Genomic DNA, 19,587 nt, shown 5'->3' with positions numbered 1-19,587 from the left:
GTCAGCCCTCCTGCGGGGTGCCGCTGTCGCCGATCAGACCCCGTACCACGTCGAAACGCTTCATCCGCTCCAGCACCGCGTCCGCCGTGGGCCGCGGCATCTCGTCCACGATCCGTCCGTCCGCGAGGAAGAGTACGAGATCGGCGTGGGCGGCGGCGCCCGGGTCGTGCGTGACCATCACGACCGTCTGCCCGAGGTCGTCCACCGCGCTGCGCAGGATGCCGAGCACCTCCAGACCGGCCCGCGAGTCGAGGTTGCCGGTCGGCTCGTCGGCGAAGATCAGCTCGGGCCTGGAGGCCAGCGCCCGCGCGCACGCGACACGCTGCTGCTGGCCGCCGGAGAGCTGCGCCGGCCGGTGCTTCAGGCGGTCCCGCAGGCCGAGCGTGTCGATGACCTGGTTGAGCCACTGCTCGTCGGGCCTGCGGCCCGCGATGTCCATCGGCAGGGTGATGTTCTCCGCCGCGGTCAGCGTCGGGATGAGGTTGAACGACTGGAACATGAACCCGACCCGGTCCCGCCGGAGCCGGGTCAGCTCCCGCTCCTTCAGCCCCGTGATCTCGGTGTCGCCCAGCCACACCTGTCCGGCCGACACCGTGTCGAGCCCCGCCAGGCAGTGCATGAGGGTGGACTTGCCGGACCCCGAGGGCCCCATCACGGCCGTGAACCGGCCCCGCGCGATGTCGACGTCCACCGAGTCCAGGGCGAGCACGGCCGTCTCACCCGATCCGTAGGCCTTGGTCAGCCCGCGAGCGCGCGCCGCGACCCCGTCTCCCGGCGCGCGGCCCGGGGCGTGCTGTTCTGCAGCAGATGTGGACAAGATCGCCTCCCGGTCGCCGGTACCACCCGTCCCCGGCGAGCCTAATGTGACCGGCCGCACACCGTGAATCCGCCGCGGGACCGACGAGGGGACGGGTGTAGGGGACACCCTTTCCCGTCCTTGCCGTGCTAGCGCCTCGGCGCTAGCGTCGAAGCATGGCGAAGACCCAGCTGAACGTCCGCGTGGACGAGGGGACCGCCCGGGCGGCCCGGGAGCGCGCGTCGGCCCGGGGGATCAGCGTCAACCGATACATCGAGGAGCTGGTCCGGCAGGACGCCGGAGAGGTGGGCCGTACGTTCGTGGAGGCCGCCGCCGACTTCATGAAGCAGTACGAGTCCGTGTTCGCCGAGGAGTTCCCCAAAGAGATCCCCAAAGAGATCCCCAAAGAGATCCCCAAAGAGATCCCCAAAGAGATCCCCAAAGAGATCCCCAAAGAGATCCCCAAAGAGATCCCCGAGGAGCGCACCGAGGAGTTCACCGAGGCGCTCGGCACCGACCCGGACGAAGGCCGCAGCTGATCCCTTGAGCGATCCCTCGAACGAACTCAGCATCGACCTCGCCTGGCTGCTGATGCTCGCGGAACAGAAGACGCCCGGAGATCCGCAGGTCACCGACTGGGGCGCGCTGATCGCCGCCGTCGCCCGGCACCGGGCCGAGATATTCGGCGTCCCCGTCTACGACGGCCTGCACGCCCGCGCGGCCTCCCTGCTGCAACTGCTCATCCACGTGCCCGCGCTGGAGCGGTCCAACGCGCTGTTCGCCTCGGCGGTCGCGTACGCCTATCTGGTCGCCGGCGGGGCGAAGGTCGTCACCTCGCCCGAACAGGTCCGGGACCTCGCCCGGCTGGTGAAGGACGGCGCGGCGAGCGTCGACGAGATCGCCCGGGAGCTGCGCCGCTGGAGCGAGTGATCAGCGTGCGCCGGGCTCGTCCGGCCGCCACGCGGTGCCCAGCGCGCAGTACGAGGTCGGCAGCGTCGGCCCCTTCTCCGGCAGCAGCACCCGCCGGTGCGGGCCGAGTTCGAACCCCGCCGCCCGCAACGCGGCCACCGGGTCCCGGGACAGGTGGCAGCCGCCGAACAGCGGGGGGTACACCGTCGCGTCCAGCGTGCGCTGGGTCAGTCTCATCAGCCGGCCGCCGCCCCGGCCGTGCTCGAAGAACCGCACCTGCCCGCCGGGCCTGAGCACCCGCCGTACCTCACCCAGTGCCCGGGTCACGTCCCGCACGCTGCACAGCACCAGGCACAGCACCGCCGCGTCGAACGCCTCGCTCTTGACGGGCAAAGCCTCCGCCGCGCCCGGCACCACGTCCACCGGAACCTGGGAGCGCACCGCCGACTCCAGCGCCAACTGCCTGAGCAGCGGCTCCGGTTCGATCGCGACGACCTCCGCGACCGCGCCCGGATAGTGCGCGAAGTTGAGTCCGTTGCCCGCGCCGATCTCGATCACCCGCCCGGACAGCCCGGCGATCAGCCGCTCACGGATCCCGGCCATGCCGAGCCGGGTCTCGGCGCCCGCACTGGCCCGGACGTAGTAACGGGCGAACAGCGGATGGCGTACGGGACTTCGCGCCACCCGGTCGGAGGGGGTGGACAGCAGCCGCATGGCAACCTCCCGGACTGGACGGGCCTAGGGAGAGTGTCCCCCGGGATGCGCTCCCGCACCCCACCCGACGAAGAGGCAACCCGTACGAGCGGCCAGTGCTGTGACCGGAAAGGTGAGCTGGTGAACCCTTCCGGTCGCAGTATTAGGCCGCCTCCCGGATCCGGAAGGCCTCCGCGTCCCAGGTGCCGTCCAGCGGCGGTGCGAGCCACCCTGGTGCCGCCGCCCGGAAGTCGGCCGGCGCCAGCGCCCCGGCCCCGGCGGGCAGCGCGCCGAGCAGCGGCGCCGCGGCGACCTCCGGCAGGTCGGCCACGTTGCACCGGGCCGCCAGGTCGGGGCGGTCGGGCCAGCTGCCGATCACCACTCCGGTCAACTCCAGGTCCCGCCGCCGTAGTTCGCGCGCCGTCAGCTCCGTGGCGTTCAGCGTGCCCAGGCCCGCCGGCGCGACGACCAGCACGGGCGCGCCCAGCAGCACCGCCGCGTCGGCCAGCGTCCCGCCCGCCGCGTCGAACCGCACGAGCACCCCGCCCGCCCCCTCGACCAGCACCAGATCGTGCTCGGCGGCCAGCTTGGCGGCGCGGTCGGCCACATCCTGCGGATGCACCGGCGCCATTCGCGCCCGCCGGGCCGCCGTGCCCGGTGCCAACGGCTCGGGAAAGCGCGCCAGTTCGGTGGCCGTGACCGGACCCGCGAGCCGCGCGGCCTCGGCGGCGTCGCCGCGCTCGTGCGGTCCCACTCCCGTCTGTGCGGCCTTGAGCACGGCGACCGAACGCCCGGCCGCGAGCGCCGCCGCGGCCACCGCGGCGGTGGTGACGGTCTTGCCGACCTCCGTGCCCGTCCCCGTGATCATCAGTACCGGCATGTCATCCCTCCCGCGCCGCGGCGCACACCGCGCGCGCGACCCGTGCCACGTCCTCGTCGGAGGTGACGTACGGCGGCATCGTGTACACCAGGTCGCGGAACGGGCGCAGCCACACGCCCTCCCGCACGGCGGCCCGGGTGGCGGCGGCCATGTCGACCTCGTGGTCGAGCTGGACGACCCCGATGGCGCCGAGCACGCGTACGTCCCGCACGCCGGGCAGCTCCCGCGCCGGCGCGAGCCCCTCCCGAAGGCCCGCCTCGATCCGCTTGACCTGCGACAGCCAGTCCTGCCCGAGCAGCAGTCGCACGGAGGCGCAGGCCACGGCCGCCGCCAGCGGGTTGCCCATGAACGTCGGGCCGTGGGCGAGCACCGGCACCTCGCCGCGTGAGATGCCCTCGGCGACACGCGTGGTGCACAGCGTGGCCGCCATCGTCAGATAGCCGCCGGTCAGCGCCTTGCCCACGCACATCACATCCGGGGTGACGGCCGCGTGCTCCGCCGCGAACAGCGCACCCGTACGGCCGAAGCCGGTGGCGATCTCGTCGAAGACCAGCAGCACGTCGTGCGCGTCGCACGCCTCGCGCAGCACCCGCAGATAGGCGGGGGAGTGGAAGCGCATCCCGCCCGCGCCCTGCACCACCGGCTCCACGACGACCGCGGCCAGTTCGTCCGCGTGCCGGGCGATCAGCCCGCGCAACTGCTCCGCGTACGACTCCTCGTACTGGGCCGGCGGCGCGTCCGCGAAGACCTGACGCGGCAGCACGCCCGACCACAGCTGGTGCATCCCGCCCTCGGGGTCGCACACCGACATCGGTTGCCAGGTGTCCCCGTGGTATCCGCCCCGCCAGGTCAGCAGCCGGTGCTTGCCGGTGCGGCCGAGCGAGCGCCAGTACTGCAGGCACATCTTCACCGCGACCTCGACGGACACCGAGCCGGAGTCGGCGAGGAAGACGTGCTCCAGCCCGTCAGGCGACATGTCGACAAGGAGCTTCGCGAGGCGCACGGCGGGCTCGTGGGTGAGCCCGCCGAACATGACGTGGCTCATCCGCTCCAGCTGCCCGCGCGCCGCCTCGTTGAGCACCGGGTGGTTGTAGCCGTGGATGGCCGACCACCAGGACGACATCCCGTCCACCAGCTCGTCCGAGCCGTCCGCGAGCCGCAGCCGCACCCCGCTCGCCGACTCCACGACGAGCGGTTCGGTGCGTCCGGGCATCGGGCCGTACGGATGCCACACATGCCGCCGGTCCAGCTCCAGCAGCTCGGGAACGCTCAGGCCGGGCAGGTCAGGCATTGGGCGCGAGATCCGTTCCGGCGCCCCGGCGGCGGACGGCGACCAGGTCGGTACGGGGCTCGGTCGCCGCCGGAGCGGGGGCCGGGCCGCAGACTCCGCCGCCGTCGTGGCAGCCGCCGGAACCGCCCTCGTGGCAGCCGCCACCCGCCCGGTGCTCCGGCAGGGTCACCTGGTCGGCGCCCTCCACCTCGAAGCCGGCGTCCGCGATCATCTCCAGGTCGGCCTTGCCCGCCTGGCCCTCGCTGGTCAGGTAGTCGCCGAGGAAGAGGGAGTTGGCCAGGTGCAGCGCCAGGGGCTGCATCGTGCGCAGGTGGACCTCGCGGCCGCCCGCGATGCGCACCTCCACGTCGGGGCAGACGAAGCGGACCATCGCGAGGATCCGCAGGCAGCGCTGCGGGGTGAGGTTCCACTCCTTGGCCAGCGGGGTGCCCTCGAACGGGATCAGGAAGTTCACCGGAACGGAGTCCGGGTCCAGCTCGCGCAGCGCGAAGACCACGTCGACCAGGTCCTCGTCCGTCTCGCCCATGCCCGCGATGAGTCCCGAGCAGGCGGAGAGGCCGGCCGCGTGCGCCTTCTGCACCGTGTCCACCCGGTCGGCGTAGGTGTGGGTGGTGGTGATGTCGCCGTAGGTGGCCTCGGAGGTGTTCAGGTTGTGGTTGTAGGCGTCCGCGCCGGCCTCGCGCAGCCGCTCGGCCTGGCCCTCGGAGAGGAGGCCGAGGCACGCGCACACCTCGACGTCCTCGTTCTGGTCCTTGATCGCCCGGATGGTCGCCGAGACCCGGTCCACGTCCCGGTCCGTCGGGCCGCGCCCGCTGGCCACCAGGCAGACGCGCTTGGCGCCTCCCGCCAAACCAGCGGCGGCGGCCTGCGAGGCCTCGTCGGGCTTGAGCCAGGTGTACTTGAGGATGCCGGCCTCGGAACCGAGCCGCTGGGAGCAGTAGGAGCAGTCCTCCGGGCACAGGCCGGACTTGAGGTTGACCAGGTAGTTCAGTTTCACGCGCCGGCCGAACCAGTGCCGGCGCACCTTGCCGGCCGCGGCCACCACATCGAGCAGGTCGTCGTCTGAGGTGGCCAGCACGGCGAGCGCTTCCTCGCGGGTCGGCAGCTCGCGCCGAAGCCCCTTGTCCACCAGCGTGTTCAGCAGGTCCATGAGGTCCGATCCTGTCCTACCGGACCGCTTCGGGCCAAGGACACTTCGCACAACTGCGGACGGTTCACCGTGTGGGTATTGCCACATGATGGGTGGCGGGTAGGACCGCTAGTGTCTGTCCGCTACCTACAAAAGCACCGGAGGGGCCATGGCGTTCGGCTGGATCGAGGAGCAGGCGGAGGCGCGCCGCCGCGCCGGGCTCGTACGGACCCTGCGCCCGCGCCCCGCCGACTCGCCGCTGCTGGACCTGGCGAGCAACGACTACCTGGGCCTCGCCCACCACCCCGAGGTGACCGAGGGCGCGGCCCGGGCCGCCCGGACCTGGGGCGGCGGCTCCACCGGCTCCCGGCTCGTCACGGGCACCACCCAGTTGCACACCGAGCTGGAGCGCGAACTGGCGGACTTCTGCGGCTTCGAGGCGGCCCTGGTCTTCTCCTCCGGGTACGCCGCCAACCTGGCCGCGGTCACCACGCTCGGCCCGCACGGCTCCCTGATCGTCTCCGACGCGGGCAACCACGCCTCGCTCATCGACGGCTGCCGGCTCGCGCGGGGCGAGACCCAGGTCGTCGGGCACGCCGACCCGGAGGCCGTGCGCAAGGCCCTGGCCACGCACGGGGGGGCGGCGATCTCCGTCTCCGACACGGTGTTCTCCGTGGACGGGGACCGGGCGCCGCTGGCCGCGCTGGCCGCGGCCTGCCGGGAGCACGGCGCGGGACTGGTCGTGGACGACGCCCACGGTCTCGGCGTGCTCGGCGACGGCGGACGGGGCGCGCCGTCCGCGGCCGGGCTCGCGGGCGCCCCGGACGTGGTGGTCACGGCCACCCTGTCCAAGTCGCTCGGCAGCCAGGGCGGGGTGGTGCTGGGCCCGGCCCGGGTGATCGACCACCTGGTCAACGCGGCCCGTACGTTCATCTTCGACACGGGTCTGGCCCCGGCCGCGGCCGGCGCGGCCCTGGCGGCCCTGCGGCTGCTGCGCCGGGAGCCCGAGCGCGCGGCCCGGGCCCGCGAGGTGGCGGCGAGCCTGCACGCACGGCTGACCGCCGCGGGCCTGGAGGCGGTGCGTCCGGACGCCGCGGTGGTCTCCGTGCGGGCTCCGTCCCCGGAGCAGGCGGTGCGCTGGGCGGCCGACTGCCGTACGGCCGGCCTGGCCGTGGGCTGCTTCCGTCCTCCTTCCGTGCCCGACGGCGTCTCACGGCTCAGGCTGACCGCCCGTGCGGACCTGACGGGGACCGAGATCGAACGCGCTGTACGGGTGATCGGCGAAACGCGACCATGAGTCGGCGTGACACGGCCGAGCCTCGCTCGAAAGCGACGAGAAACGATCGAATCTGATCAGAGGTTGGTCAGGAAGCGGGTCCAGCTGTCGGTGGAGAAGAGCAGCGCGGGTCCGGCCGGATTCTTCGAGTCGCGCACGGCGAGCAGTCCGGACCAGGGTCCGGAGCGCGGCCGGGCCGTCTCCACGCAGTTGTTGGCTCCCGTGCTGTGACTGCTGCGCAGCCAGCGCACGTCGTGCAGGTCGGTACTGGCAGGGACGTTCCGAGGCAGTGCTGACATGGTGCCTCCTTACGCGCCGTCACCTATCCCGGCGATGTAGTCCAACGAGTCCTCGGGGGAGAGGGCGTGGGCCTGAAGGGTGGTGAAGGCCTCCGAGTAGGCCATGAGGTCTTCTTTCCGTTCGAGGTAGAGGCTACTCGTCAACTGGTCGAGAACAACCACGTCCAGATCAGAAGTGCTCGGAAATGAGAAGATAACGAAAGGCCCCGTGAGGCCGACATGCGCTCCCGCCCCGAACGGCAGTACCTGCAGCCGTACTTGGGGCAGCCGGGCGGCCTCCGTCAGCCGTCCCAGCTGGCGGGCCATCACCTCGGGACCGCCCACCTCGCGGCGCAGCACCGCCTCGTCCAGGACCGCGCACAGCTCCAGTGGCGGGTTCGAACGCAGCACGTCCTGCCTGGCCAGACGCACCTCCACCAGCGCGTCCAGGCGCTCCTCGTCCAGGTCGTGCACGGCCGCCCGGGTGACCGCGCGGGCGTACTCGGCCGTCTGCAGCAGGCCGGGCACCACCGTGGTCTCCAGGGTGCGCATCGCACTCGCCTGCGACTCCAGGCTGATGAAGTCCCGGTAGGTGGGCGGCAGCACCCCGCGGTAGGCGTGCCACCAGCGGCTGCGGTCGCCGGCGTCCCCGGACCCGGCCAACATCAGCAGCAGTTCGCGCAGTTGGGCGTCCCGCACCTCGTAGGCGTCCAGGAGTAACCGGACGTCGGCCGGTTTCACGCCACTGGCCCCCGTCTCGATGCGGCTCACCTTCGACTGGTGCCAGCCCACCAGCCGGGCCGCCTCGCCACTCGTGAGCCCGGCGCCGGTACGCAGCGTGCGCAGTTCGGCGCCCAGTTTGCGGCGGCGCACGGCCGGCCCGTTCTGCATGGGCTCCTCCTTACTCCTTCCGGGCCGCCCAAATACGGTTGCGCGTCGCAGAGTTCACCGCTTCGAGCGACAGATATATGCATATCTTGGTGGATCGCTCCCCGCGGCCGCTCCGGTGGTGGCAGGCTGGCGAGCAAGCACCAGTCCGGGACCGTACTCGAACCATCCGCTCCATGTCGGACTCCGGTCCCGCGGGAAAGGGACGACGTCGCCATGGCAGACCATCTGGAAGCATCCGTCACTCTGCCGAGCGATCCCGCCTCGGTCTCCGCCGCGCGGTCGTACGTCGTCGGGACGCTCGCGGAGTGGGGCCTGCCGGCGGACACCGACATGGCCGACGCCGTGCGGCTCATCGTCTCCGAACTCGCCACCAACGCCGTACAGCACACTTTCGGTCAGTCCCCCACCTTCACGGTGGACATCGCGCTGGACCGCGACGAACACCTGCGCATCGGCGTCACGGACAGCCATCCGCGCCTTCCGAAGAGACTGCCCGCTGCCGTCCAGCAGGACAACGGCCGCGGCATGGTCATCATCCGCTGGCTCACGGCCGAGTGCGGGGGCAAGCTGCGCATCCGCCCCACGCGCGAGGGCGGCAAGACGGTCTCGATCGAACTCCCCTGGGCCGTCCCGGCCGAGCCGGTCACGACGGCGGGGCAGCAGCAACCCTAGCGGAACGCCCGCCGCGGCCACGGCGCGGGCCGCCATTCCTCGCGTACGACGGCCACCCCGGGCCCCGGGCCGGACGGTGGGCGGGCCTGCCCGCCGGCGGCGGCCCCGGCGCCCGCCCGTAGGCTCCAGGCGGACACCGGGGCCGCGCCGACGGTGCGGGAGCGGCCCTGCTGCCGGAGCCGCTCCCGGCCTGGACGCGGCGTCAGCTGACCCGGCCGTACCAGACGCTCTTGGTCCAGATCTTCTGGAGCTTCACCACGTCACCGGTCTTCGGGGCGTGCCAGATCTTGTTGTGGCCGGCGTAGATGCCGACGTGGTAGACGTACGAGCCGGAGTGGAAGAACACCAGGTCGCCCGCCCTGCGGCTGTGGGCGGAGATGTGGTGCGTGCGGTTGTACTGCTGGGCGGCGGTCCGGGGCAGCTTCTTGCCCGCCTTCTTGAACGAGTACAGCGTCAGGCCCGAGCAGTCGAACCGGTACGGCCCGGTGGCGCCCCACTGGTAGGGGGACCCCTTCTTCGAGGCCGCGATCTTCAGGGCCTTGGTCGCGAGGCTCGCGGCCGCGGCGTCGGTGGCCAGGCCCGGGACCGCGATCGAGCTGCCGACGGCGGCGAGGGTGAGGGCCGAGGCCGTGCCGGCCCGGGCCATCAGCGACGGGACACGATTGAGCGCAGTCATGCGCAACCCTTCGTCAGCCGCCTGTGAAGGATGACCTGTCGGATTCGGGCTGGCGAAGTAGCCCGGCCGCGTTGCCGCGGCTTCACCCCAAGGGCCGCCCGGAGCCTCGGCCCGTCCGCTCACGTGGACGGACATCCGCTCCGGCGACCCGCCTTGCTCGGGTCCTCCACTCCTGCCGATCCACTCCTGTCGACCGGTCATCCGGGCGGCGGCAGGACTCGGCGTCCGCCCGGACCGCCCCGCCGCGGTGGCGGGGGCTTGTCGTCAGGAAGGGATCTTCACTCACTCCTGTCCGAAAATCCCAACGGAACCGGGGATTTGTGGCGTTACTCACCACTCACCCGTTCGGGTGGACGCCGGTCTGTTCGAGCCCCCGTCAGCTTCCGTCCGTAGCCCCGGACCTGGGACGAAGCGATCGCCCGCGCCCCGTGGGCCCGCCCGGTGCGCAAGTCGGGAGGCCCGGAAAGCGATCCGGATATACACCGGTCGGCGGTACGTCGTTCGGGCCGTTTCGTGTCCGGCCCGAACCGTTCGTCGGCACCTGGCTCACGCCGCGCCGGACGGGCGCCCGGGTCGGTCGGCGTCGTCGGGCGGGAGCGCGACGCGCGCGGCACGGCGTTCGCCGTCCAGGACCCGCAGGGCTCGTGCCAGCGTGTCGCCGTGGAGCTCCGTCTCGCCCCGTCGGTGCATCAGGGCGAGCGCGTCGCGCAGCTCCGCCGCCTTGCGCACCAGCGCCTGCGCCGCGCGCAGCCTGCGGTAGGTGTCCCCGTGGTGCGCGGGATTGATCCGGCCCAGCAGGTCGACGGCCTCCAGGTAACGGTCGATCAACTCGCCCTCGGCGCGGGTCAGCGCGGGCAGCGGCGGCAGTTCCGGTGGCAGCACGGCCGGCTCACCTCGCCCCGGAGGTGCCGGGCGTGCCGCGGCGGCCGGGCACGACGGTGTCCACCAGGCCGTAGGCCACCGCTCCGGCGGCGTCCAGGACCAGGTCCCGCTCCATGTCCCGGTGCACCTGCGCGGCCGTGCGCCCGCTGTGCCGGACGAGCATCTCCTCCATCACGGCGCGGACCCGGGCCAGTTCCTCGGCCTGGATCAGCAGATCACTGGGCCGGCCCTGTGCGGGTTCGGCCAGCCGGGGCTGTTCGATCACCAGGCGGGCGCCGGGCAGTGTGTACCGCTTGCCCGGGGTGCCCGCCGCGACGAGCAGCGCGGCCGAGGACGCGGCCTGGCCCAGGCAGTAGGTCGCCACGTCGCAACTGACGTACCGCATCGTGTCGTACACCGCGGTCAGCGCCGCGAAGGAGCCGCCCGGGGAGTTGACGTAGAGCGTGATGTCCTGGTCCGGCGCCGTGTGTTCGAGGTACATCAGCTGCGCCATCACGTCGTTCGCCGCGGCCTCGTCCAGAGGCGAGCCGAGGAACACGATCCGGTCCTCGAACAGCTTTCCGTACGGGTCGAGCGTGCGTACCCCGCTCCCGGTGCGCTCGGTGAACTCGGGCAGGACATGGCGGGCGGACGGTCGGGACATGGGCACACCCCTCCTCACGGGAGAGCCGGCGCTCTCCGGCTTCTGTACAGAATGTACAGGACGTACCTGACGTTACAATGGCGGTATGGCCTACGAGATTCCGGTGACGCAAGCCAGGGCTGAGCTCGCCGACCTGATCAACCGCGTGGTGTACGGCGGTGAGCGGGTCGTCGTCACACGGCACGGCAAGCCCCTCGTCGCACTGGTCTCGGCCGCTGACCTGGAGCGCCTCGACGCCCTCGACGAGGCGGCCGACGAGCACGTGGTCCGCTCGGTGTCCACCGTGCGCGACGCCGCGTCCGCCCCGCGCGAACGGCAGCGCTTCGGCATCGCCGCAGAGCACCGGAGCCCGGGCGCGTCCTGAGCCGCGCGGGTCCCGGCCGGCTCGGCACCCGCGGCGATGCCGCCCGAGGCAAGCGGCTGAACGTCGCCGCCGGCACCGCGGCTCGGCACCCGCGGCAAGCGGCTGGACGTCGCCGCCGGCATCGCGGTGCGCTTCGAGCCCGGCATCCCCGTCGGCGTCGAACTCGCGCCCCTCAGCAGCGCCCGGAGCCTGACGGGCCTGCACGGCGAGACCGGGGTGCCCTCGATGCCCGAGCTCTCCCGCGCGGCCTACGCCGACCCGTTCGGGCGCACCGCCGGAGACCGCGTCCGGCTCGCCGACGCAGATCTGCTGACCGAGTTCGAGGAGGACCGGTCCGGCGGCCCCGGTTCCGGCGGGGACGAGACGGTCTTCGGCGGCGGCCCGGTCATCCGCGAGTCCATGGACCAGTCCCGCTCGTCAGCGCGGAGACGCCGCCCCGGTCAGTGCCGTGGCCGCCGGCGCGCTCCGGCTGCTGCGGCGGCTGGGCGAGGCCCTCGTGCTGCTCGGCTGTGCGGCTCCGTTCCGCTCAACGGGACGCGATCGTCCGGTTATCGGAATGGTAAAGATGGCCGACAGCCCCTGTTCTCAGGCGGTTCACAGCCGAGAGGATCCCCCGGACCACTTGCAGCGAACAACTGTAGGGGGAGGGGCCCCACTTGAGGGACAACAGACCGAAGAGCCGCCTGCTGGCGCTCGGTTCCGCCGGAGTGCTCGTCACCGCGACCCTGATCGCGGGTGCCGTCTCGGCCCCCGCCGCCGGCGCGGTCGGCCGGCCGAGCCACGACCGGGAGGCCAGGGGCGCCGAGATCGCCGCCGCCCGCGCCGCCAAGGCAGGCATCGACTGGCAGGACTGCCCGGCCGACTGGGGGCTGGCCAAGCCCATCCAGTGCGGCTGGGTCAGCGTGCCCGTCGACTACGCCCACCCGTACGGCCGGCAGATCAGACTCGCCGTGGACCGCATCGGCAACACGGGCACCAAGGCGGAGCGCCAGGGTGCCCTCGTCTACAACCCGGGCGGCCCCGGCGGTTCCGGGCTGCGCTTCCCGACCCGGGTCACCGGCAAGAACCCCGTCTGGGCCAACGTCGCCAAGGCCTACGACTTCGTCGGCTTCGACCCGCGCGGCGTCGGCCACTCGGCACCCATCTCCTGCGAGGACCCGCAGGAGTTCGTCAAGGCGCCGAAGATGGACCCGGTCCCGGACTCCGAGGCGGACAAGCTGGCCCAGCGCAAGCTCGCCCGCGAGTACGCGGACGGCTGCCTGGACCGCACCGGCCGCACGATGCTCCAGCAGATGACCACGCCGAACACCGCCCGGGACCTGGACGTCGTCCGTGCCGCCCTCGGCGAGAAGAAGCTCAACTACCTCGGCGTCTCCTACGGCACCTACCTGGGCGCCGTCTACGGCACCCTCTTCCCGGGCCATCTGCGCCGCATGGTCGTCGACAGCGTGGTCAACCCGGCCCGCGAGAACATCTGGTACCAGGCCAACCTGAATCAGGACATCGCCTTCGAGGGCCGCTGGAAGGACTGGGAGGACTGGGTCGCCGCGAACGACTCCGCCTTCCACCTCGGCACCACTCGCGCGGCCGTCCAGGACAAGTGGCTCCAGTTGCGCGCCACCGCGAAGAAGAACCCCATCGGCGGCGTCGTCGGCCCGGCCGAGCTGATCTCCTTCTTCCAGAGCGCCCCGTACTACGACTCCGCGTGGGTGCCGGTCGCGACGGTCTTCAGCAAGTACGTCGCCGGTGACACCCAGGCTCTGGTCGACGCGGCCGCCCCCGACCTGTCGGACACCGCGGGCAACACCGCCTCGGAGAACTCCAACGCCGTCTACACGGCCGTGGAGTGCACCGACGCCAAGTGGCCGACCAGCTGGCGGACGTGGGACCGGGACAACACCCGGCTCAACGCCGACTACCCCTTCATGACCTGGGCCAATGCGTGGATGAACCTGCCCTGTGCCACCTGGCCGGTCAGGCAGCAGAACCCGGTCCACGTCACGACCCACCAGGGCCTGCCCCCGGTGCTGATCGTGCAGTCCACCCGTGACGCCGCCACCCCGTACCAGGGCGCCGTCGTCCTGCACCAGCGCTTCCGGGGCTCCCGCCTGATCACCGAGAAGGACGCGGGCTCGCACGGCGTGACCGGCCTGGTCAACCCGTGCATCAACCAGCGTGTCGACGCCTACCTGATCGACGGCAGGCTGGACGGCGCGGACGTGACCTGCACCCCGCACGCCACGCCCAAGCCGTAACCGTCCCGGCACGGCGACGAGGGGCGGCCGGACTCTCCGGCCGCCCCTCGTCGGCACAGCCCTCGCGGTCAGCTCAGCGGGGCCCGCGGGAACCTGCGCTCCTTCTCGCCCGATTCCGCGGACTGCTGCGCCTTGGCGACCGCCGCGTACTGGTCGACGTACTCCTGTTCGGACAGGGTCAGAATGGCGTACATGATCTCGTCGGTGACGGCCCGCAGCACGGCCTTCTCGTGCTCCAGGCCGGCGTAGCGCGAGAAGTCGAGCGGCTTGCCGAAGCGGATGGTGACGGGATGGATCCGCGGGACGACCTTGCCAGGAGGCTGGGCCTCGAACGTGCCGATCATCGCGCACGGCACGACGGGAACGCCCGCCGTCAGCGCCATCACGGCGACCCCGACCTTGCCCTTGTACAGCCGGCCGTCGTGCGACCTCGTCCCCTCCGGGTAGATGCCCAGCAACTCGCCCCTGCGCAGCACTCCGAGGCCCTCCCGGATCGCCGCCTGGCCCGCCTCCTTGCCGGAGCGGTCCACCGGGATCTGCCCGGCGCTGCGGAAGAAGAAGGCGGTGAGCCGGCCCTTGAGGCCGGGCCCGGTGAAGTACTCCGCCTTGGCCAGGAAGGTGATGCGGCGCTTGAGCATCGCCGGCATCAGGAAGTGGTCGGAGAAGGACAGATGGTTCCCGGCGACGATGGCCGGGCCCGCCGCCGGCACGTTCTCCAGGCCCTCGATCCGGGGCCGGAAGACCAGCCTGAGCAGGGGACCCAGCAGCACGTACTTCAGCAGGTAATAGAACACGGCTCGCCCCTCAATCCAACCCGGTTCGGTGCTGACCAGGGTTCTTCGCAGGTCAGGGTGCAGATCAGGGGCGTGGGCCCAGGTGCACCCGCAGTCATCTGTAGCCATGTTCGTTCGCGCTCATGCCGACCGCCCCGCCGAGTGCTCCGTCGTGTCATCGATGTGCCACGACGGGGTCACTGCCCCACTGCGGTGACGTGGGCCGGGCGTCCCCGCGCCGGTCGCGGAGGTCTCCTCGCCCCGGACGGAGGGCGACCGCCCGTGAGGGTGTCGGGGGAGACCCGAGGAATGCTGGCGTCATGCTGCCCTCCGTGCCAAGCCGGTTGCAGGTGCACGGCGTACGCAATCGCAGCTTCCGCTGACGCGTCAACAGGGCGAGAGCCGGTTGCCGGAGAATCCGCCGATGCCGGACGGCGGGCGGGGCCGGACGTGGGCTGGATCGCGGTGACGGAGGCATGGCGCAGGGCCTCCCGGCTCACGCTGCCGAAGCGGCGTGATGGCGCGGTTCCCCGTCAGATGCCGGGTAGGCGGGGGCCGGTCTGGCGCTGCCTGAGCGGGGGCTTGCCGGGCACCACGACGGCGCCGGCGCGCGCGGGACGCCGTCGCCCCTCCGCGGTCACCCGCGCAGAGCGGAGGCGAGGACGGCGGACAGTCGGGCGGAACCCGGGGCGGTGGTGAAGCGGGTGACGCGCTCCAGCGTGGCGAGGCCGGTGCGGTTGGTGACGAAGTACGGCGGCTTGGGGGACAGCGAGGGGCAGCCCGTGAACAGGCCACGGGGAGCGGGGGCGAAAGGGGCGCGCAGCACGGTCTTCTCGATGTCCTCGAGCATGAAGGCGTTGTTGACGAAACCGATGCCGCTTCCGATCGCCTGCCGGGTGTGGCCGGGATGGGCACCCCATGGCGTGTATCCGAGCAGGAAGTTCACGCCGGACCAGGAATTGACGCCGATGGTGCCGTAGCGCAGTCCGCTCACGGCCGCCTCCACCTCGCGGGGCCCGGTCCGGGGGTGCACGATCAGGGTCGCGCCGAGTGTGCCGGGCAGGACGGTGTTGGCGAAGTCCACGGCCTGCTGGAGGAAGTGCGCGGGGGTCTCGCCGGGCAGGCGCACGACGCCCAGCGCACTGGCGAAGACCTCGCGGGTGAGCAGCATGTCGTCGTGGTCGGCGATGTCCGCGACGAGGATCCGGGAGTCGTCGCCGTGACATTCGGCCCCCGGATGTGCCGCCAGGACGCCCTGGAGCCGGTGATGGGCCCCGGGGTAGTAGTCGGTGCGCGCCGGCAGGGCCCGCAGCACCCGCCTGATCTCGTCCAGCAGTGGTTCGGTTCCGCGCCAGGAGCGGGGCAGCACCAGCACCTGGCTGGCGATGCAGTTGTGGCCGGAGTTGTTCATCTTGCTCGTGACGATGTGCTCGGCCTGGAAGCGGAGGTCCGCCCTGCTCCACGGCCCCGGTACCACGATGCACGGGCTGACGCCGCCGAGCTCGCTCGTGAACGGCTTGTCGATCAGCGGGGTGTCCTCGCGGCGACGCCGCGACGCGTGTTCGTCGGTACCCCAGACGATGGCGTCGTGGGTGCGGTCGCTGCCTGTGACGTGGATGGAGTCCACGCTGTCGTGGGCGGTGAGGTAGGCGCCCTCGGCGGGGCCGCCGTCCACGAACCGCACCCAGCCGCGCTGGACGTACTCGGCGAAGATCCGCTCGAAGTGCGGGCGCAGATAGGCGTTGACAGGGTTCATCTTGGCGATGACGACCTGGCCCTCGGCGTAGAGCTTGTGCAGGATGTCGGTCGCGGTGAGCGAGGCGACGTTGCCGGCCCCCAGGACCAGCGCCACGCCGGGACGCGGCACACCGCCCCGGTACTGTGCGGCCGCGCGGTGCCGTACCTGCTCGGCCGTGATCCCGGGGCGCATCCGGACCCGGGCGGAGTAGCCGCCCAGCAGCAGGCGGTCCCAGCCGGTGGCGGGGAAGACGTCCACCCAGGTGCGGCCGCCGCGCTCGTGCACCGCGCCTGCGGGCAGCGGTTCGTGGCCGGCGGCCAGGCGCCGCAGCACGTGCAGCCGCGCGGTGACGTGCTGGGCCAGCGCCCACGGGCCGCCGGCCCAGTCCTCGGCGGCCCACGGTGAGCCGGGGCCGTATCCCTTGGCGCGTGCGCCCGCCGCGGCCAGACCGGCAGCGGCGTCACGGATCCTCGGCAGGAGCCGTTCCAGCAGACCGATGCGTTCGGTGAGGGGCGCGGTCGCCCAGGACGGAGCGCTGTGACGCAGCTCCCCCAGGGCGCGGTCGAGGACGGTCGGGTCGAGGGTGGGGCTGTTCACGTCACTCCTTGGCGGGGCGAACAAGCTTCGCGGGAAGGGGAGTCGTCGGGCGGCGCGGCGCCGGACGCCGAGGCCCCGGGCGATCCGGGCGATCCGGGTGACGGTGGCCGTCCCGCCGGATTGCGCGGGACGGCCACCGTGTGCGGGCGGACGGTCGGTCCGCGGATCACGGGCAGTGCCGGGTGAGGGGCACGGCCGCTCAGGACAGCGGGACGCCGGCGATCGCGATGCGCTCCATCACGCGCCGCTGGGGGTAGTAGTCGTTGATGGCGTAGTGCTGGACGGCGATGTTGTCCCAGATCGCGATCGAGTCGGGCTCCCAGCGGAACCGCACCTGGAGCTCCGGAACGCGGGCCTGCAGGCCCAGCTCGTGGAGCAGCTCCCGGCTCTCGTCCTCGGGCAGTCCGACGATCCGGGTGGTGAACGGCTCGTTGACGTACAGGGTCTTGCGCCCGGTGCGCGGGTGCCGCACGACGACCGGGTGCTCCACCGGAGGCAGGAACACACGCAACGCCTCGATCTGCTGCGGGGTCATGAACGTACCCCAGCTGGACTCCCAGTCGTGTACGGCGGTGAGGCCCTCGATGCGCCGCTTCAGCTCGTCGCCGAGGTTGTCGTAGGCGGAGCCCATGTCCGCCCACATGGTGTCGCCGCCGGCCGGCGGGACCTCGACCGCGCGGAGCACCGAACCGAGCGCGGGCGCGGCCATGAACGAGTGGTCGCTGTGCCAGATGTTCTCCTGGCCGATGGCCGACTCGTCCTTCGCCAGCCGTGAGACGCCGACGGTGTCGCCCTTGGGGAAGAACGGGTTCGGCTCCGGTTCACCCCACACCGCGGCCAGGGCCAGGTGGGTGTCCACGTCGAAGCCGTGCTGATCGCGGAAGAAGATCACCTTCCATTCGAGCAGCGCCTGGCGCAGCTCCTCCGCGAGTTCCTCGCCGATCGGCCCGGACAGGTCCACACCGCCGATCACCGCCCCGATGTGCGGCGTCATCGGCTCGATCCGCAGCAGCCGGTACGCGCCCGGTGCCGCGCCGGGCGCGGTCCGCTCCAGCACCCGCCGGCCGAAGTGGATCAGCGGCTTCTCCAGCAGGGGGTTCTTGTCGGCCCCGATGGTCTCCATGCGTCCTCCACGGTCGCATCCGAAAAATCGTTACGGGCAGTATCGATATCCAGGGGGGTGACGGCAAGGGCCTGTCCCTGGGCATTTCGCCGCCGCTCGCGGCGACCAGCGGGCGAAGCAGGAGAAGAAGGGCGACGTCCTTGCGGGATTCGCGGCGAACAGGTCTTGTCGTCGCGCCGGACTGTATCGATACTTCACGTAACGATTTATCCGCCGCCATGATCGGCGCATGCCGACGCGCCCCGATCCGTCGGTGTCCTCTCCCCGCCGTTGCCCGCCTGACCACGCCTGCCCGAGAGCAGCTACCTTCGCGGAGCCCCTGTGCCCAACACCGACCTCACCCCTGCCACGGCCACCGATCCCGTCCTGTCGAGCCCCCGCCACCGACGGCTGGCCTGGACCGTCACCGGTCTGCTGGTGGTGTTCATGATGGTCAACTTCGCCGACAAGTCCGTCCTCGGCCTGGCGGCCGATCCGATACGTCATGACCTGGGCCTGTCGGCGACCGGGTTCGGGCTGGCCAACAGCGCGTTCTTCCTGCTCTTCTCCCTGTGCGGCGCCATGGGCGGGCTGCTGGCGGACCGGGTGCGACCGCGATGGCTGCTGCTGGGGATGGCGCTGCTCTGGTCGATCGCCCAGGTGCCGATGGCTCTCGGCGGAGGACTGGTCGCGCTGGTGGCCTCGCGGATCGTGCTGGGTGCCGCGGAGGGGCCCGCCTTTCCGGTGGCCCAGCACACGGCCCTGGCGTGGTTCCCGGACCGACGACGCAACCTTCCCGGCGCTCTGATCACCGTGGGGGTCACCCTCGGCGTGGTGTTCGCCGCCCCGGGGCTGACCTGGGTGATCCACCGCTACGGCTGGCGTTCCGCCTTCGCCGCGGTCGCCGTCGCCGGCATGGTGTGGGCCGCGGCCTGGGCCGTTCTCGGCGCGGACCACCGGACTTCGCAAGCCGAATCCCGCGGCGCCGGCGCGCACGCCGGCAGCAGCGGCGAGGAGAGCTCGCCGGCACCCTCGTATCGCCGCATCCTGACCACCAGGACCTGGATCGGCGCCACGATCGGCTACTTCTCCACGTACTGGATGATCGCTCTGTCACTGGTGTGGGTGCCGTCCTACCTGCACGACGGCCTGGGCTATCCCACAACGACCGCCGCCGGCCTGGTCGCCGGGATCTGGGCGGTCAGCGCCATCGCGCTGCTGGGGCAGGCGGGAGTGACCGGATGGCTGCTGAAACGCGGCGCGACCAGCCGGCTGGCCCGTGCCCGTGTCGGCGGCATCAGCCTGATCGTCTCCGCCCTCGGCTGCGGCGCCCTGTCGCAGGCCGGGCGCGGTCCGGTCACGGTGCTGTTCCTGTTCGCGGGCTTCGGCCTGTGCGGAGCCATGTCGGCGGTCGCGGTGACCACCGTCGCCGAATTCGTCCCGGCCCGTCGACGCGGCGGCGCGCTCGGCATCATGAACGCCGTGGTCACGACGGGCGGCCTGGTGGCCCCCGCCCTGACCGGCTACCTGGTCGACACCCAGGGCAGGGCCGGCTACCAGCACGCCGTGCTGCTCGCGGCCGCACTGCTCGCGCTGGGAGGCACGGCCGCGGTGACACTGATCGATCCGGCCCGCGACGCCTGGCGCCTGGCTCCCTGACCGTCGACACCGACGGCCGCGCCGCACTGTTCCGTCCGGACGACGGGCGGAACGGTCCGCTCGCCGCCCGCCGCCCGCCGCCC

General features: G+C 72.1%; 19 protein-coding genes and 3 pseudogenes. 9 read left to right on the top strand and 13 right to left on the bottom strand.

Going from position 1 to position 19,587, the window contains the following annotated elements:
• Position 1: 1 nt before the first annotated feature.
• Entirely contained in the window at positions 2-817 is an 816-nt protein-coding gene (locus ACLU3S_RS07290) for an ABC transporter ATP-binding protein (protein WP_413950924.1), read from the bottom strand.
• A gap of 155 nt (positions 818-972) precedes the next feature.
• Between ACLU3S_RS07290 and ACLU3S_RS07285 the strand changes: the two are divergent.
• Together ACLU3S_RS07285 and ACLU3S_RS07280 are read left to right on the top strand one after the other, a co-directional pair.
• A pseudogene (locus ACLU3S_RS07285) lies at positions 973-1,173 on the top strand (toxin-antitoxin system HicB family antitoxin); the annotation flags it as partial.
• A gap of 214 nt (positions 1,174-1,387) precedes the next feature.
• Positions 1,388-1,726: a fic family toxin-antitoxin system, toxin component gene (locus tag ACLU3S_RS07280; protein ID WP_413950943.1), complete on the top strand. Its 339-nt coding sequence runs from the start codon at positions 1,388-1,390 to the stop codon at positions 1,724-1,726.
• On the opposite strand, the gene ACLU3S_RS07275 is transcribed toward ACLU3S_RS07280, so the two are convergent.
• The 4 genes from ACLU3S_RS07275 to bioB form a co-directional block, all read right to left on the bottom strand.
• Positions 1,727-2,419, bottom strand: coding sequence for a class I SAM-dependent methyltransferase (locus tag ACLU3S_RS07275; RefSeq protein WP_413950923.1), 693 nt, complete (start codon positions 2,417-2,419; stop codon positions 1,727-1,729). It lies immediately after the preceding gene.
• Positions 2,420-2,561: 142 nt separating this feature from the next.
• Positions 2,562-3,278, bottom strand: coding sequence for a dethiobiotin synthase (bioD, locus tag ACLU3S_RS07270; protein WP_413950922.1), 717 nt, complete (start codon positions 3,276-3,278; stop codon positions 2,562-2,564).
• 1 nt (position 3,279) lies between these two features.
• Positions 3,280-4,569, bottom strand: coding sequence for an adenosylmethionine--8-amino-7-oxononanoate transaminase (locus ACLU3S_RS07265; RefSeq protein ID WP_413950921.1), 1,290 nt, complete (start codon positions 4,567-4,569; stop codon positions 3,280-3,282).
• On the bottom strand, positions 4,562-5,719 hold the full coding sequence (bioB, locus tag ACLU3S_RS07260; RefSeq protein ID WP_413950920.1) for a biotin synthase BioB: 1,158 nt from the start codon (positions 5,717-5,719) through the stop codon (positions 4,562-4,564). Before bioB ends, ACLU3S_RS07265 begins: the two co-directional genes overlap by 8 nt.
• A 148-nt stretch (positions 5,720-5,867) precedes the next feature.
• Here bioB and ACLU3S_RS07255 point away from each other — a divergent pair, with 148 nt between their 5' ends.
• Positions 5,868-6,995: an 8-amino-7-oxononanoate synthase gene (locus tag ACLU3S_RS07255; protein WP_413950919.1), complete on the top strand. Its 1,128-nt coding sequence runs from the start codon at positions 5,868-5,870 to the stop codon at positions 6,993-6,995.
• Between the two features lie 56 nt (positions 6,996-7,051).
• On the opposite strand, the gene ACLU3S_RS07250 is transcribed toward ACLU3S_RS07255, so the two are convergent.
• Both ACLU3S_RS07250 and ACLU3S_RS07245 read right to left on the bottom strand, forming a co-directional pair.
• Positions 7,052-7,273 (bottom strand): DUF397 domain-containing protein, encoded by a 222-nt coding sequence (locus tag ACLU3S_RS07250; protein ID WP_413950918.1) that lies wholly within the window; start codon positions 7,271-7,273, stop codon positions 7,052-7,054.
• A 9-nt stretch (positions 7,274-7,282) separates the two neighbouring features.
• Positions 7,283-8,143: a helix-turn-helix domain-containing protein gene (locus ACLU3S_RS07245; protein WP_413950917.1), complete on the bottom strand. Its 861-nt coding sequence runs from the start codon at positions 8,141-8,143 to the stop codon at positions 7,283-7,285.
• A gap of 213 nt (positions 8,144-8,356) precedes the next feature.
• Between ACLU3S_RS07245 and ACLU3S_RS07240 the strand changes: the two genes are divergently transcribed.
• Complete coding sequence (locus tag ACLU3S_RS07240; RefSeq protein ID WP_413950916.1) at positions 8,357-8,815, top strand: ATP-binding protein; 459 nt, start codon at positions 8,357-8,359, stop codon at positions 8,813-8,815.
• Between the two features lie 202 nt (positions 8,816-9,017).
• On the opposite strand, the gene ACLU3S_RS07235 is transcribed toward ACLU3S_RS07240, so the two are convergent.
• From ACLU3S_RS07235 to ACLU3S_RS07225, 3 genes are all read right to left on the bottom strand, one after another.
• Positions 9,018-9,491, bottom strand: coding sequence for a C40 family peptidase (locus ACLU3S_RS07235; RefSeq protein ID WP_413950915.1), 474 nt, complete (start codon positions 9,489-9,491; stop codon positions 9,018-9,020).
• 546 nt (positions 9,492-10,037) lie between these two features.
• Positions 10,038-10,373 carry a hypothetical protein gene (locus tag ACLU3S_RS07230; RefSeq protein WP_413950914.1) on the bottom strand — a complete coding sequence of 112 codons (336 nt, stop codon included), beginning with the start codon at positions 10,371-10,373 and terminating at the stop codon, positions 10,038-10,040.
• Between the two features lie 7 nt (positions 10,374-10,380).
• Entirely contained in the window at positions 10,381-11,016 is a 636-nt protein-coding gene (locus ACLU3S_RS07225) for an ATP-dependent Clp protease proteolytic subunit (RefSeq protein ID WP_413950913.1), read from the bottom strand.
• An 85-nt stretch (positions 11,017-11,101) separates the two neighbouring features.
• Here ACLU3S_RS07225 and ACLU3S_RS07220 point away from each other — a divergent pair, with 85 nt between their 5' ends.
• From ACLU3S_RS07220 to ACLU3S_RS07205, 4 genes and pseudogenes are all read left to right on the top strand, one after another.
• The gene (locus tag ACLU3S_RS07220; protein ID WP_413950912.1) at positions 11,102-11,380 is read left to right on the top strand and encodes a type II toxin-antitoxin system Phd/YefM family antitoxin; all 279 of its coding nucleotides are present in this window, start codon (positions 11,102-11,104) and stop codon (positions 11,378-11,380) included.
• A gap of 78 nt (positions 11,381-11,458) precedes the next feature.
• Positions 11,459-11,596, top strand: a pseudogene (locus ACLU3S_RS07215) (urease subunit beta); the annotation flags it as partial.
• A 9-nt stretch (positions 11,597-11,605) separates the two neighbouring features.
• Positions 11,606-11,800, top strand: a pseudogene (gene ureC / locus ACLU3S_RS07210) (urease subunit alpha); the annotation flags it as partial.
• Positions 11,801-12,036: 236 nt separating this feature from the next.
• Positions 12,037-13,635, top strand: coding sequence for an alpha/beta hydrolase (locus tag ACLU3S_RS07205; RefSeq protein ID WP_413950911.1), 1,599 nt, complete (start codon positions 12,037-12,039; stop codon positions 13,633-13,635).
• Positions 13,636-13,703: 68 nt separating this feature from the next.
• Here ACLU3S_RS07205 and ACLU3S_RS07200 read toward each other — a convergent pair whose 3' ends face one another.
• From ACLU3S_RS07200 to ACLU3S_RS07190, 3 genes are all read right to left on the bottom strand, one after another.
• A complete protein-coding gene (locus ACLU3S_RS07200; protein WP_413950910.1) occupies positions 13,704-14,429 on the bottom strand; it encodes a lysophospholipid acyltransferase family protein in 726 nt (241 codons plus the stop codon).
• A 616-nt stretch (positions 14,430-15,045) separates the two neighbouring features.
• Positions 15,046-16,743: an aldehyde dehydrogenase family protein gene (locus tag ACLU3S_RS07195; protein ID WP_413950909.1), complete on the bottom strand. Its 1,698-nt coding sequence runs from the start codon at positions 16,741-16,743 to the stop codon at positions 15,046-15,048.
• 199 nt (positions 16,744-16,942) lie between these two features.
• Complete coding sequence (locus ACLU3S_RS07190; protein WP_413950908.1) at positions 16,943-17,866, bottom strand: TauD/TfdA dioxygenase family protein; 924 nt, start codon at positions 17,864-17,866, stop codon at positions 16,943-16,945.
• A 321-nt stretch (positions 17,867-18,187) separates the two neighbouring features.
• Here ACLU3S_RS07190 and ACLU3S_RS07185 point away from each other — a divergent pair, with 321 nt between their 5' ends.
• On the top strand, positions 18,188-19,504 hold the full coding sequence (locus ACLU3S_RS07185; protein ID WP_413950907.1) for an MFS transporter: 1,317 nt from the start codon (positions 18,188-18,190) through the stop codon (positions 19,502-19,504).
• Positions 19,505-19,587: the final 83 nt, after the last annotated feature.

The sequence above is a fragment of the Streptomyces sp. AF1A genome (genome assembly GCF_047340315.1).
Lineage (GTDB): Bacteria > Actinomycetota > Actinomycetes > Streptomycetales > Streptomycetaceae > Streptomyces.
Note: the sequence above shows the minus strand (reverse complement) of the source record. Positions and strands in the feature narration are given on the sequence as shown.

Bases quoted from the DNA above. Each gene is read 5' to 3' on its own strand.
- ACLU3S_RS07255 (WP_413950919.1), top strand. From the start codon at position 5,868: ATGGCGTTCGGCTGGATCGAGGAGCAGGCGGAGGCGCGCCGCCGCGCC.
- ACLU3S_RS07275 (WP_413950923.1), bottom strand. From the start codon at position 2,419: ATGCGGCTGCTGTCCACCCCCTCCGACCGGGTGGCGCGAAGTCCCGTA.
- ACLU3S_RS07280 (WP_413950943.1), top strand. From the start codon at position 1,388: ATGCTCGCGGAACAGAAGACGCCCGGAGATCCGCAGGTCACCGACTGG.
- bioD (WP_413950922.1), bottom strand. From the start codon at position 3,278: ATGCCGGTACTGATGATCACGGGGACGGGCACGGAGGTCGGCAAGACC.
- ACLU3S_RS07240 (WP_413950916.1), top strand. From the start codon at position 8,357: ATGGCAGACCATCTGGAAGCATCCGTCACTCTGCCGAGCGATCCCGCC.
- ACLU3S_RS07245 (WP_413950917.1), bottom strand. From the start codon at position 8,143: ATGCAGAACGGGCCGGCCGTGCGCCGCCGCAAACTGGGCGCCGAACTG.
- ACLU3S_RS07220 (WP_413950912.1), top strand. From the start codon at position 11,102: ATGGCCTACGAGATTCCGGTGACGCAAGCCAGGGCTGAGCTCGCCGAC.
- bioB (WP_413950920.1), bottom strand. From the start codon at position 5,719: ATGGACCTGCTGAACACGCTGGTGGACAAGGGGCTTCGGCGCGAGCTG.
- ACLU3S_RS07250 (WP_413950918.1), bottom strand. From the start codon at position 7,273: ATGTCAGCACTGCCTCGGAACGTCCCTGCCAGTACCGACCTGCACGAC.
- ACLU3S_RS07225 (WP_413950913.1), bottom strand. From the start codon at position 11,016: ATGTCCCGACCGTCCGCCCGCCATGTCCTGCCCGAGTTCACCGAGCGC.
- ACLU3S_RS07235 (WP_413950915.1), bottom strand. From the start codon at position 9,491: ATGACTGCGCTCAATCGTGTCCCGTCGCTGATGGCCCGGGCCGGCACG.
- ACLU3S_RS07265 (WP_413950921.1), bottom strand. From the start codon at position 4,569: ATGCCTGACCTGCCCGGCCTGAGCGTTCCCGAGCTGCTGGAGCTGGAC.
- ACLU3S_RS07190 (WP_413950908.1), bottom strand. From the start codon at position 17,866: ATGGAGACCATCGGGGCCGACAAGAACCCCCTGCTGGAGAAGCCGCTG.